Consider the following 13367-nt stretch of genomic DNA (forward strand, 5'->3'; position numbering starts at 1 on the left):
TTGTGAGGTTGGGATTAAGTATAGGCATGCCCTCTAAACCCGCCTTTATGCGAACTATCCGATTTGCTCCAGTTGCCCACGCAGCACTTCCACGCCGGGCACGATGGCATCCGGATTGATGGCGTGAAACCCCATCCGGAAATAGTTATCCGGGGGGGCGTCGTCAAGAAAATGCCGCGCCCCCGGTTCAATTAATACCCCCGCATGGGCTGCGCGCCAGGTGAGTTGTTGGGTACTGATATGCTTTGGCGTACTCAGCCAGAAGGCGTTAGCATGTTCGCTGCCGCCGAAGGTTTTGCATTCGGGCAAAAAAGTTTGCAGCGCGTTATGTAAGGTATCCCAACGGCGCGCGGAGTCTTCGTGGTAGCGGCGCAGGTGCGTCTCGTAATGGCCCTGAGCCAGAAAATGGGCCATCTGATATTGAATGTTGGTTGGTGGATGGCGATACACCAGGCGGCGCAACGCACGGGCTTCGTCGATGATTTCCGGGGCAGCCACCATAAAACCGAGCCGCAGACCTGGCGAAAGGGCTTTTGACAGACTGCTGACATAGATAACGCGGCCGCTGCGGTCACTGGCTTTCAGCGCCGGTAACGGATTTTGCGTAAAGTTACTTTCCGAGTCGTAGTCATCTTCAATGATCACCGCGTCATGCCGGGTAGCGTATTCGAGCAACTGGACCCGGCGCGCTTTACTCATGGTGATGCCCGTCGGCACCTGATGTCCCGGCGTCACGTAGTAGTAATCACAGGGCGTTTCGCCCAGCACAATGCCTTCTTCATCAACCGGATGCGGAACGATATGGGTATCGTTAAGCAGAAAGGTGTTGATCGCTTCACGAAATCCCGGATTTTCGACCGCCACACGCGTCTGCCGGGACATCAACAGGCGGGTCAACAAATAGAGGGCGTTCTGTGACCCCAGCGTGATGAGGATTTCGTCCGGAGCGGCCACGATACCGCGCTTTGGCAGCACCCGGGTGCGGATCTGCTCAACCAGCATGGGCACATCCTGATCGATATGATCGATAACCCAGGAGGGGTCTCGCACGCCGCCGTGCAGCCAGTTTGCCGCAGCGCGCCAGAAGGCGAGGGGGAACTGTTGTGTGTCCGGCTGGCCGTAAATAAACGGGTAGCGATAGTGCATCCAGCCAGCCGGTTTAAGGATAGATTCCTGCTGGCTGGGCGTGATTTGCAGGCGGTTGCCCCATCGTGGTGCAGCGCTTTCGCATTCAGGTGCAGTTTGCGACACGTTTTGGCCGGCGTGGTAGTAATCCGGGTGCAGGTAATACCCGCTGCGTGGGCGGCTGACCAGATACCCTTCGTTGACCAGGCTTTCAAACACCAGCGCCGTGGTATTGCGAGAAACATTAAGCTGACCAGCCAGTTGGCGACATGAGGGAAGCGGCGTATCGGCCGGAAAAATGCCGCTCAGGATGGCGTTTATCAGTGATTCACGCACCTGTTCCTGTAACCCACGCTGACCATCAAAATTGACATGCAAAAGGTGACGAATCATGACGCACTCCGCTGGAAAAGACATGGATATATTTGAGCAAATTCCATACCAGCTTCCCGTTAACTGACACATTCATTTGCCGAAACTGGCTCTATTCAGAAAGCAAAAAGGCTCCCTATTGTAAAAACGCAGTCACAAAAGCGCGGTCAAGAAACGCAGTCGGCATATTTATTGCAATAGTTCCAGCATGTCTGGGATGAACCTTTCTGGCATATTTAATTAAGGGTAGAGAAATGAAAAAAGTATTCGGCAAATATTGTCTTGCAGCCATGTTCACTTTGGCTTTTTCTTTACACGCAGTCGCAGCAGATTTACCCGAAATCGAAAAATCTGGCACGTTGAAAGTGGCGACCGAAGATGACTATGCGCCCTTTAACTTTATGAAGGATGGTAAATCGGAAGGGTTTAACAAGGATATGCTCGACGAGTTGCGTAAATACGCAAAATTCAATATCAACCAAAGTATTTTACCCTGGACGGGGCTGCTCGCCGCCGTCTCTACCGGACAATACGATATGGCGTTAACCGGTGCAGTGATTACTGATGAACGTCTCAATGTATTTAATTTCACCCCGCCATGGGCATCTGCCCAGCATTATTTTGTGAAACGCGCAGATGATAAAACATTAAATACCATCGCCGATTTGAGCGGTAAAAAAGTGGGCGTCCAGGCGGGTAGCGCATTACTGGCGCGTCTGCCGGAACTGAAAGCGATGCTGGAGAAAGTGGGCGGTAAACTGGGCCCGGTTGTGGAATATCAATCTTACCCGGAAGCCTATGCCGATCTTGCCAATAAACGCGTCGATTACGTGATTAACGTGGTTATCTCCGTCAACGACCTGGTGAAAGCGAAGCCGAAAGTGTTTGCCAAAGGGCTGCCGGTCTCTGGCCCAGGCTACATGGCATGGCCAATCTCTAAAAGCTCCCCGGAATTACTGGCGTTCATGACCAAATTTATGAATCACATGACCGAAACCGGCAAGCTGGCTGAGTTGCAGAAAAAATGGTTTGGCGAAACCTACGATCTGCCGAAAGAGCCGATCACCAGCGCCGATCAGTTTCATAAGTTAGCGGGTTTATAAGTTCAATGCGGCGGGTAACCGCCGCCAGTTAGAAAAGGGGGCACCATGGATTCAATGGCATGGCAGTTATTAATTGAAGGCGCATGGACGACCCTCTGGATTTCGGGTGTGGCTATCGCGTTCGGGGTGGTCATCGGTCTGGTGATCGCCTTTATTCGAATGATGAAAATCCCGGTCGTCGACCAGGTGCTGGTGGTCTATATCAGTCTGGCGCGCGCCACACCGCTGGTGACGCTGGTTCTGTTTCTGTTCTTATCACTGCCGACGCTTGGGATAAACCTGGATAAAACGGCGGCGGCGATTGTGGCGCTGACGTTGAATACGTCCGCCTTTAATGCCGAAATCTGGCGTAACGCATTTCGTAACTTCCCTCGCGAACAGCGGGAAGCTGCCGAATCTGTCGGTATGCGGCGCTGGACCTATTTCCGTTACATCATGCTGCCGCAGATGTGGATTGAAAGCCTGCCTGCGCTGGTCAATGAGATGTCTTTCCTGATTAAAGGCAGCCCGGCGATAGCGATAATCGGCGTGGTAGACCTGACCCGCGTCACCAATCGCATCTCTTCGGTGACCTATGAACCTCTGTCGCCCATTCTGGCGGCGGGATTGCTCTACGTCATCATTATCGGCTTGTTGCTGAAATTGCAGGGCATGGCGGAACGTAAAGCGAAGCGCCTGGCGCGATAAAAGCAGGAGGGTATATGAGTCAGTGGAGTATTGTCTGGTCAGCACGCGAGAGTTTTTTTAATGGCCTGCTTTCAACGCTTGAGCTGTTTATTATTGCAGCCGTTGTCGGTTTATTTATCGGCATTTTGCTGTGCTACATTATGGAATACCAAAATCGCGTTATTGACAGAGTAATAATTGCTTTCGTCAGCCTGATGCGTGCTGTTCCCTTTTTGATTCTGGCCTATTTGCTTTATTACGGTCTGCCGCAGTTGGGTATTAGTATGGAAGCCTGGACTGCCGGTCTGTTGGCGCTGGTGATTTATCATGGTGCCTATTTCTTCGAGATATTACGCAGCCAGCGTCGTATATTTTCCTCGGGTTATATTGAAGCCGCTGTGTCGCAGGGGTTTTCTCGCTATAAAATCTTTCAGCGTATCGTCCTGCCTAATATTTTCTCTTCTGCGCTGCCGCTGATGGGTAACCAGTTAATTATCTGTCTGAAAGACACGGCTTTCCTGTGCATTATTACCGTACAGGAGATCACCGCCGCCGCGAATAGCGTGCAGTCGACGTATTTTATTCCGTTTAACGCCTTTATCGTCGCCATTGCGCTGTACTGGGGCATCAGCATTTTACTTGAATTGCTGATTAAACGACTAAGCCAATATGGAAACAAGCGAGGAATGACCCATGCCTGAACAAAGTGCGGTTAGCGTTAAGAATCTGTCCAAGCAGTTTGATAACGTTGAAGTATTGCGTGATATCAACCTGACGGTGGAGAAGGGCACGGTGGTGAGTATCCTCGGTTCTTCCGGTTCCGGAAAATCGACATTGTTGCGCTGTATGAACTGGCTGGAGCAGCCGGATCGCGGCGAAGTGCGCATTAGCGGTCAGCGGCTGGGTATTGATGACGCCTCAGGCAAGGCCATGTCACATAAAGCGTTGTCCAAAATCCGCGAACGCGTGGGAATGGTATTCCAGAGCTTTAATTTGTGGCCGCATCTGACGGTGTTACAAAACGTCACCGAAGCGCTGATCCACGTGAAGGGCATGAAGCGGGACGCGGCTGACGAGATTGGTCGTCGTCAGTTAGATAAGGTTGGGATGAGCCATAAAACGGATGTGTATCCGATTACCCTTTCCGGCGGACAGAAACAGCGTGTGGCGATTGCCCGTTCGTTGGCGATGTCGCCAGAGGTGATCTTGTTCGATGAACCGACATCGGCGCTGGATCCTGAACTGGTTAATGAGGTGTTGGGGGTGATGAAAAACCTCGCCGCCGAAGGATACACGATGGTGGTGGTAACGCACGAGATGGATTTTGCCCGTCAGGTGTCGGACGAGGTGGTGTTTTTGGAGAAAGGGTTGCTGATCGAGAAGGCATCGCCAGAGAAGTTCTTTACCAATCCGGATTCGGACCGGGTACGTAAGTTTTTGCAGTCCAGCCGCTAATGTCCCTTCTCAAGGGTAGACCCGGTAATCATCGAGTTACCGGGGAACACAAATCCCGGATGTCGCTTCGCTAACCCGGGCCAGGGTTAGCGTCAGCGCCACCGGGGAATATCCCGGATGCGGCGCAAGCGCCTTATCCGGGCTACCGCAGACATATTAATCCCGGTCAATGGCAAACGGCTGCCAGGCCTGACGCACCGGCATGACTTCCACCCGGTTAATATTCATATGGTCTGGCAGCGTGGCGATGTAGAACATCTGTTCGGCGATATCCTGTGCGCTGAGCGGCGTGGTGCCACGGTATAAGTTATCGGATGCCGCCTGATCGCCTTTGGTGCGAACCAGCGTGAATTCGGTTTCCGCAATACCCGGCGCCAGATCGGTCACCCGCACACCTGTACCCAGCAAATCGCAGCGCAGGTTATAGCTAAACTGTTTCACAAACGCTTTGGTTGCGCCATAAACGTGGCTACCCGGATAGGGCCATTGTCCGGCAATCGAACCAATATTGATGATACTCGCCCCTGCGCCATGCTGAATCAACGTGGGCAGCAGCGCGTGAGTCACATTGACCAGCCCGGTGACGTTGGTATCAATCATGGTCTGCCAGTCTTCCAGATCAACGTTTTGTGCGGGTTGCGGTGAAAGCGCCAGCCCGGCGTTATTGATAAGCGTGGTGATATCGGCGAACGCGGGTGGGAGCGCGGCAACGGCCTGCTTCACGGCATCTTTATCGCGTACATCCAGCTCAATAATGTGAACGGGTACTTCTGCCGCCAGCGAATCCTGCAACGCCTCAAGGCGTGACAGACGGCGTCCACTCAGTACCAGCGACCAACCTGCTTTGGCAAAGACCCGCGCGGCGGCTTCGCCGAACCCGGATGTCGCGCCGGTAATAAAGACCACTTTCTTTGCTGTTGTCATCTCTCTCTCCTGTGCTGGTTTCTTCCGCCACTATAAAAAACGCGCGCGCAGGAGAGACAGAGCCAGTTGGTGAGTAAATATGTGACACGTGTGTCACATGCCGCTAACAAGACTGGCTCTACCTGACTGCGCCAGGTGCGCCGCATGATGGAATCAACAACAACGGTATGAAAGGAGCAGGGTATGAAACTGGCACTTCAGAGCGAGATGGCGATAACCAACGATGATGTACGTCAGCTGGACCGTTCGTATGTGTTCCATTCATGGTCGATGCAAGGCAACCTCAATCCGCTGGTGATCGCCGGTGCACAAGGGTGCGAATTGTGGGATTACGATGGCAATACGTATCTGGATTTCAGTAGCCAACTGGTAAACGTCAATATCGGTTATCAGCATCCGCGTGTTCTGGCGGCGATGAAGGCACAACTGGAATCATTGACCACTATTGCGCCGGCGACGGCAAACCTCGCACGCGGCGAAGCGGCAAAACGGATTGTTGATCTGGCGCCCGAAGGCTTTAGCAAAGTGTTCTTTACGAACGCCGGGGCCGACGCCAACGAAAACGCCATGCGTATGGCGCGTATGTATACCGGGCGTGACAAGATTTTTTCTGCCTACCGTTCTTACCACGGGAATACCGGTAGCGCCATAGTGGCCACGGGCGATCCCCGCCGTATTCCGAATGAATATGCCCGTGGACACGTTCACTTCTTTAACCCGTACCTGTATCGCAGCGAGTTTAACGCCACGACCGAAGAAGAAGAGTGTCAGCGCGCGCTGGCGCATCTGCGCCGGATGATTGAGTGTGAAGGGCCGAATTCTGTTGCCGCTATTTTGCTGGAATCCGTACCGGGTACAGCCGGGATTCTGGTGCCGCCAAAAGGCTATATGCAGGGGGTGCGCGCACTGGCAGATGAGTTCGGCATTGTGCTGATTGTCGATGAAGTGATGGCCGGTTTCGGTCGCACAGGTAGCTGGTTTGCGTTCGAGCAGGATGGCATTGTTCCCGATCTCATCACCTTCGCAAAAGGTGTTAATGCGGGTTACGTACCGGCGGGCGGCGTCATTATTTCCGAAAAAATCTCACATTACTTTGACGACCACTTCTTTGCAGGCGGCCTGACCTATTCCGGCCATCCGCTGGCGATGTCGGCCATTGTCGCCACGCTCGATGCGATGAAAGATGAAAAAGTGGTAGAAAACGCGGCAACGGTGGGGGACGGCGTGTTGCGCGCTGGCCTGACGTCGCTGGCGCAAAAACATGCGTTGATCGGTGATGTGCGTGGTCGTGGTATGTTCCAGGCGCTGGAGCTGGTCACCGACCGCGTGGCGAAAACGCCAGTAGCCGCAGCCGATATGGCGGCGATCAAAGGCGCGTTGCTCAACGCCGGGATTTTGCCTTTTGTCGCTGAAAACCGCATTCACGTGGTGCCGCCTTGCACTATGAGTGCCGCCGAAGTGCAAAAAGGGTTAGCGATTTTTGATGCCGTGCTTGGGCAGTTTGGCAGCCTGGCGAAGTCATAGCGTCACGTCTGAACATATTCTGAAAAGTGAATTTAACTGGATATAAATACAGCTTTTCTTTCGTGCGAAGGGAATGAAAAGGTTAGGATGCTCGCGGGTGCCTGAGGCTTTCTGAGCCAGGCATTTGCAGGGTTCAGAAAGGTGAAAGCCCCAGGAGATAGTGTTATCCACCTGAGGCTTACATCCCAACCCTCAACAAGTTGGATGTTAGTCTCTTTTTTGCACGGAGGCAACGACATGCTAATGAAGTACGCCCTGGTGGCGATCGTGGTGCGGTGCCTCTTGTAGAGGGACTCTGACCATTTTTTGAAAGTTCGAAATCGGAACATCAGGCGTTTTCGCTGCAGCCAGTTTTGACACGGACAGCGCGCAACAACCGGAGCGTACACGAAGTACGTGAGGATTGTGAGCACTGCCCTGGTCAAAACTGGCAAAGAAGATAGCCTGATGTTTTGATTTAAGGCGAGTCTCGCGAACAATCGAAGAAGTAGCTGAATTGCGGGGAGCCATCCCCGCAAATCATCTTGTCAGGTGGGATCCTCACGCACCCAAACCCTTTTCACTTACCCCATACGGTGTTCGCCACGTGCCAGCGCATCCCGGTCAAAAAAGCGCTCGATTTTACCGTTCGCCATAAAGGCGGCCCGGTCTGACATATGCGCAATGACATCGGCATCGTGGCTAACCAACAGATAACTCATATTGTGCTGGTCTTTCAGACGGTTCAGTAAGTTGAGGATTTCTGCCTGGATCGACATATCCAGCGCTGAGGTTGGCTCATCAAGCAGAAGAATCTGTGGTCGCAAGAGCAATGCCCGGGCGATCGCCACACGCTGACGCTGACCACCTGAGAGTTGATGTGGATAGCGTCTGGCGGCATCCGCAGGCAGCCCCACCTCTTCCAGCGCCGTGCTGACGCGCTGGTCTACCGCTTTCTCACGGTGAATCTGTAGCGGTTCTGCGAGAGTACGATACAGCGTATGGTTGGGATGCAGTGAAGCGTACGGATCCTGAAAGACCATTTGTACGTTGCGTCGCAATGCCCCCAGGTAACGCGTGCCCGCTTTTATCTCTGAGCCGAAGAGTGAGATTTCACCACGCCAGTCACGCTGCAGCCCTGCCAGTACGCGCATCAGGGTGGATTTACCGCAGCCTGATGCGCCAATCAGGCTAAATGTCTCACCCTGTTCGAGGCTAAAACTGGCATCACGGACGACGGTTTTTTCCCCGAAGCTTACTTCCAGATGGCGAATTTCAGCGATGACCATGGTCTGACTCCGTAAAGATTTGGCTGCGATCAAGTGTCGGGAGCATTTGTCCATAGGTCTGCGCCTGTGGTCGACAGGTCCACAGCGTGCGCGTGTAAGGATGCGTGGCATTGGGAAGTTCGCTGGCGGTCATTTCATCCACCTTTTGCCCCTGATACATCACCAGCACGCGATGACAGTGCTGCGCGACCAGCGGTAAATCGTGACTGATAAGCAGCATGGCCATTTGCCGCTGCTCACACTGCTCCACCAGCAGTTCAAGGATTTGATTGCGCAGGCGCGCGTCTAGCGCTGAGGTCGGTTCATCCGCTATTAGCACCTGCGGGTCGTTAACCAGCGCGATGGCGATCATCACGCGCTGGCCCATACCACCGGAAAGCTCTCCGGGGTAGCGTTGCAACACCGCAGGTTCCAGTTCCACGGCGCGCAATGCCTCGTTTATTTTTTCCAGCCGCTGTTTGCGGTTCAGGCGCTGATGAAGCGTCAGGGCTTCGTCCAGTTGTGCATGCACAGTTTGGACTGGATTAAGCGCATAGCGCGGGTCTTGCAGTACCATCGCAATGCCATTGCCACGCAGGGCGCGCCACGCTTTATTCTCCATGGTCAGTAAATCATGCCCGGATACGCTCAGCTCACTGGCGCTGACCTTGCCAGGTTTACGTACCAGCCCCATCAGGGCACGGGCGGTCATTGATTTACCGGAACCAGATTCCCCCACCAGCGCAAGGCGTTCATTGCCCAAGGTGAAACTCAGGTTATTGACCACGCGGGCGCCGGGATAATCAACATTAAGACCCGATACGATAATTCGTTTTTCAGTCATGTTGTAGCTCCAGTACATCACGCAGGCCATCGCCCAGCAGGTTAAACGCAAGACTCGCCAGTAAGATGACCGCGCCAGGGGCTGCGGCAATCCACCATTGATCGAAGATAACTTGCATACCATCGGCGATCATGGCGCCCCATTCCGCCATCGGTGGGCGAGCCCCCAGGCCCAGAAAACCCAGTCCGGCGGCGGCAAGGATAATGCCCGCCAGTTCCAGAGCCAGACGCACAATCGCGGATGGCAGGCAGAGTGGCAGAATATGCCCCAGTAACAGCCGCCAGCCGCGAATTCCCATCATCTCAGCCGCAGCCAGGTAATCGCTGTGACGAAGTCGCTGGATCTCGCTACGTGCCTGACGCGCATAGGCAGGCCAGGTAGTCAGCGCGAGGGCGAGTGCGCCATTGACGAGGCCCGGGCCAAGCATGGCGACAAACGCAAACGCGAGGATGAGACGCGGCATGGACATGACCACATCGGTAAAGCGCATCAGAACGCGTTCCAGCCAGCCACCGTAATAGCCAGACAAAATACCGACCAGCAGACCGGCAGGCAGCGTAATGAGGGTGACCAGGGCCACCAGCCCCAGCGCCGGACGCGTGCCATAAATGAGCCGTGACAGCAAATCACGGCCATAGCTGTCGGTTCCCAACCAGTGTGCAGCCGAGGGCGGCTGTAAGCGCGATGCGGCATCCTGCCAGTTGGGGTCTTGCGGTGCCAGCCACGGCGCCAGGATGGCAACCAGCAGGAGTAACACCACAATAATCAATCCGCTAAAACCCGCAGGCGAATGGCGCAGACGGCGTAAAAAGAGAGTCGTCGGCATTAGCGAATCCTCGGGTCAGTGAGCCGTACCAGCATATCGGCGAGGTTATTTATCAGGACAAAGCAGACACCGATAACCAGTGTGCCGCCCATAATCGCCGTGGTGTCACCGGCAAACAGCGCGGTCGTGAGATAGCGGCCAATACCCGGCCAGGAAAAGACGGTCTCTGTCAGCACTGCGCCTTCCAGCATGCTGGTATAGGACAGCGCAATCACGGTCAGGAGCGTGCCGCGAATATTTGGCAGGACATGGCGCAGCATGATTGTCATCTCGCCAGCCCCCTTTGCGCGTGCCAGCAAGATATACTCTTTATTCATTTCGCCAAGGCAGGCCGAGCGGGTTAGTCGCGTAATGCTGGCCAGAGAATAGTAAGCAAGCAGGGTGACCGGAAGTACCATATGGCTAAGGGCATTTCTGAATGCCTGACTGTCACCGGAAAGCCAGGTATCGATAAGCACAAAGCCGGTCTGCGGGGTGACAGTGTACTGATAAATATCATCCAGCCTGCCGGGGCCTGCGCTCCATTGCAGGTTCGCGTAGAACAGCGCCAGCATTAACAGACCGAGCCAGAAGATAGGGACAGAGTTACCGAGCAGGGTAAAAGTGCGCACGGCCAGATCCAGCGGGGAACCGGCAAAACGGGCACATAATACGCCCGCGAGAATACCCAACGCGGTACCGATAACCAATGCCAGGGTAGCCAGCTCCAGCGTGGCAGGAAAGGCGGAGAGCAGATCCTGCAAGACGGGCTGTCCGGTGGCGCTGGCGGTGCCTAAATCACCGTGAGACAGATTGAGTAAATAGTGCCAGAACTGCACGGGCAGCGGTTGATCCAGCCCGAGTTGGTGGCGGACCTGGTCATAGGTCGACTGGCTGGCATGGTCACCGACGATTTGCAGCACACGGTCAACGGGCGAGAGTGCTGAGAGTGAAAAGGTAACCAGTAACAGACCAAATAACGTCAGGGCGAGGGTTATCAGGGTCTGGATAACCCGTAACAGCCTGGGTGAGATGTGGGACATGACTAACTCTTAATGGCATCGTTCTTTAATGATGACCCTTTCACGTAATGAGAAAGGGTCAACGGCGCAATCGCTAACTTACTTGGTTACGCGGTCATACCACACCATATCGGCATTTAACCCTTGCTGGTAGCCTTTCACATTATCACGCACCACGATTTGCGTTTTCCCTTGATCAACAAAGATATAAGGGGATTTATGCTGCAACTCTTGCTGCATTTTTTTGTAGAGCTCCAGACGTTTGGCGGCATCCGGCTCGGCAACGGCCGCGAGCGTGGCTTTGCTTAATTCAGGGATCTGCCAGCCATTCAATCCGGCAACCGTACTGGATTTCCCGTCATTATAGGCGAAGGCGCTGGCGTTGGAGTGGGCGTCAAAATAATCGGGGATCCACAGACGAATCGCCGCCTGATGCTGTTTGGCACGCACGCGGGCATAGACCTGGCTACCCGCAGCGGGTAACAGATCTACCTTCACGCCGCCCTGAGCAAAACTGGCTTGCATAGACTGGGCGATGGTAATGAACGGCGGTTTGTTTTCGACGTCCAGGGTGAAGTGCGCATCCTTAATGCCCGCTTTGGCGAGGATCTCTTTTGCTTTTGCCGGGTCGAATTTAAACGGGTTATCTTCCAGCGCGCCTGGCAGGCCGACTGGCAGGAAACTCTGGTGGACAAAATATTGCCCTTTCAGCAGATCTTTGGTGATGCCGTCGTAATCGACCAGCCAGCGTGCCGCCTCCCAGAATGCGGGATTGTTCAGCAACGGGTTCGCGCTGTTACCGGCGTTAAACACCAGATAGTTCTGCTCAGCAGACGGAATACTCAGCACCTTAATGCCTTTCTTATCTGTCAGCGCGCTAATCTGATCGGCACCAAGATCGCGCGCCACATCTGCATCGCCCTGTTGAATTAACAGACGACGGGAAGCCGGGTCCGGCACGTTTTTAATAATGATATTTTTTAGTTTGGGCGCGCCGCCAGGTGAAGTGGGATTGGCGTCCAGTACGATAGCCTGATGCGGTTGATAAACGCGCATTTTGTACGCGCCGCTGCCCGCAGAGTGCAGTTTTAGCCAGGCGTTACCAAAATCATTGTCTTTGACGTTCGCGCTGACCAGTTTCTCATCTATGATTGAGGCGATAGGCGTGGAGAGAATATTCAGTGCCACTGCCGGGCTGACATCCGCCGTCCAGTGCAACTGGATCGTATGATCGTCGATTTTCTTTAACTGGCTGGCGATATTGTCCGGTTCCCAGCCCAGGACGTTAAGAATAAAGGCCGGGGATTTGTTCATGGTGACCGCGCGGGTATAGGAGAAAATCACATCCTCAGGGCGCAGCGGGTTACCGGAGGCAAACTTCGCGTCACTTTTCAGTTTTATGGTCAGGGTTTTGGCGGCCGCATCGGGCTGCCAGCTTTCTGCCAACACCGGGTTAATCTTTTCAGGGTTCTCACGATCCGGCTGGACCAGGCGCTCGTAAAGGCTTGGAACGGTCTGGATACTGGAAAGCTCATTGGCCTCTGCCGGATCCAGGCTGACAATATCGTCCAGACCTTGTGCAACAACCAGGGTATCTGGCGGCGTTGCCGCATAGCTGGTGGCAGAGAGCAGCGTCATGATGACGAGAGGCAGCAGTTTTTTGGTCATATGAGATCCCTGTAAAGTTAATTTAGTGTCATTATTTTGTATCGCTAAAGTAGGCTGCTTCCGATTTTTCTTAAAGTTTAAATTCGTCTTTATTTATGCGCTTAAGGCATAAGCCAGATTATTTGGCTATGAAAATGGAGCCAAACAAAGATGAAAAAGCGGTGGGATTTTTAGCGTTTTTATGTTTTCTGAAAAATTGAGTTTAACTGGATATAAATACAGTTTTATTCGTACAGAGGGAAGTAAGCGGGTAGCATTCTCGTGGGTGCCTGAGGCTTTCTGAGTCAGGCATTTGCAGGGTTCAGAAAGGTGAAAGCCCCAGGAGATAGTGTTATCAACCTGAGGCTTATCATCCAACCCTCGACAAGTTGGATGTTAGTCTCTTTTTTGCACGGAGGCAACGACATGCTAACGAAGTACGCCCTGGTGGCGATCGTGGTGCTGTGTATGACTGCACTGGGTTTCACGCTGTTAGTACGCGACTCGCTTTGCGAGATGAGCTACAGGCAACGTGGTATTGAGTTTAAAGCTGTTCTCGCTTACGAACCGAAGAAGTAGCTAACCTGAATTGCGGGGAGCAATCCCCGCAAATCATCTTGTCAGGTGGGATCC

The 13367-nt window shown here is 53.7% G+C and carries 13 protein-coding genes; 6 read left to right on the forward strand and 7 right to left on the reverse strand.

Features of this window, described 5'->3' with window-relative positions:
* Positions 1-54: 54 nt before the first annotated feature.
* A complete protein-coding gene (locus tag IP582_RS06415) occupies positions 55-1518 on the reverse strand; it encodes a PLP-dependent aminotransferase family protein (protein WP_193795427.1) in 1464 nt (487 codons plus the stop codon).
* Positions 1519-1751: 233 nt separating this feature from the next.
* Between IP582_RS06415 and IP582_RS06420 the strand changes: the two genes are divergently transcribed.
* From IP582_RS06420 to IP582_RS06435, 4 genes are read left to right on the forward strand one after another with little or no spacing between them, the layout of a single operon-like run.
* Complete coding sequence (locus IP582_RS06420; RefSeq protein ID WP_041852217.1) at positions 1752-2600, forward strand: transporter substrate-binding domain-containing protein; 849 nt, start codon at positions 1752-1754, stop codon at positions 2598-2600.
* A 45-nt stretch (positions 2601-2645) separates the two neighbouring features.
* The gene (locus IP582_RS06425) at positions 2646-3287 is read left to right on the forward strand and encodes an amino acid ABC transporter permease (RefSeq protein WP_041852216.1); all 642 of its coding nucleotides are present in this window, start codon (positions 2646-2648) and stop codon (positions 3285-3287) included.
* Between the two features lie 14 nt (positions 3288-3301).
* Entirely contained in the window at positions 3302-3967 is a 666-nt protein-coding gene (locus IP582_RS06430) for an amino acid ABC transporter permease (protein ID WP_193795428.1), read from the forward strand.
* On the forward strand, positions 3960-4721 hold the full coding sequence (locus tag IP582_RS06435; RefSeq protein WP_193795429.1) for an amino acid ABC transporter ATP-binding protein: 762 nt from the start codon (positions 3960-3962) through the stop codon (positions 4719-4721). Before IP582_RS06430 ends, IP582_RS06435 begins: the two co-directional genes overlap by 8 nt.
* A gap of 156 nt (positions 4722-4877) precedes the next feature.
* On the opposite strand, the gene IP582_RS06440 is transcribed toward IP582_RS06435, so the two are convergent.
* Positions 4878-5645, reverse strand: a complete 768-nt coding sequence (locus IP582_RS06440; protein WP_193795430.1) for an SDR family NAD(P)-dependent oxidoreductase — start codon at positions 5643-5645, stop codon at positions 4878-4880.
* Positions 5646-5828: 183 nt separating this feature from the next.
* Here IP582_RS06440 and IP582_RS06445 point away from each other — a divergent pair, with 183 nt between their 5' ends.
* Positions 5829-7169: an aspartate aminotransferase family protein gene (locus IP582_RS06445; RefSeq protein ID WP_193795431.1), complete on the forward strand. Its 1341-nt coding sequence runs from the start codon at positions 5829-5831 to the stop codon at positions 7167-7169.
* Between the two features lie 563 nt (positions 7170-7732).
* Here IP582_RS06445 and IP582_RS06450 read toward each other — a convergent pair.
* The 5 genes from IP582_RS06450 to IP582_RS06470 all read right to left on the reverse strand — a co-directional run bounded on the left by IP582_RS06450 (position 7733) and on the right by IP582_RS06470 (position 12755).
* Entirely contained in the window at positions 7733-8437 is a 705-nt protein-coding gene (locus tag IP582_RS06450; RefSeq protein WP_193795432.1) for an ABC transporter ATP-binding protein, read from the reverse strand.
* Positions 8424-9260, reverse strand: a complete 837-nt coding sequence (locus IP582_RS06455; RefSeq protein WP_193795433.1) for an ABC transporter ATP-binding protein — start codon at positions 9258-9260, stop codon at positions 8424-8426. Before IP582_RS06455 ends, IP582_RS06450 begins: the two co-directional genes overlap by 14 nt.
* Positions 9253-10086, reverse strand: coding sequence for an ABC transporter permease (locus tag IP582_RS06460; protein WP_193795434.1), 834 nt, complete (start codon positions 10084-10086; stop codon positions 9253-9255). Before IP582_RS06460 ends, IP582_RS06455 begins: the two co-directional genes overlap by 8 nt.
* Positions 10086-11108, reverse strand: coding sequence for an ABC transporter permease (locus IP582_RS06465; RefSeq protein WP_193795435.1), 1023 nt, complete (start codon positions 11106-11108; stop codon positions 10086-10088). The genes IP582_RS06460 and IP582_RS06465 overlap by 1 nt, the downstream gene beginning before the upstream one ends.
* A gap of 78 nt (positions 11109-11186) precedes the next feature.
* A complete protein-coding gene (locus tag IP582_RS06470) occupies positions 11187-12755 on the reverse strand; it encodes an ABC transporter substrate-binding protein (RefSeq protein ID WP_193795436.1) in 1569 nt (522 codons plus the stop codon).
* A 405-nt stretch (positions 12756-13160) separates the two neighbouring features.
* On the opposite strand from IP582_RS06470, the gene IP582_RS06475 reads away from it, so the two are divergent.
* Positions 13161-13313, forward strand: a complete 153-nt coding sequence (locus IP582_RS06475; protein ID WP_071193916.1) for a Hok/Gef family protein — start codon at positions 13161-13163, stop codon at positions 13311-13313.
* The last annotated feature ends 54 nt before the right edge of the window (positions 13314-13367 follow it).

The organism is Citrobacter sp. BDA59-3 (genome assembly GCF_015167655.1).
Taxonomy (GTDB): domain Bacteria; phylum Pseudomonadota; class Gammaproteobacteria; order Enterobacterales; family Enterobacteriaceae; genus Phytobacter; species Phytobacter diazotrophicus.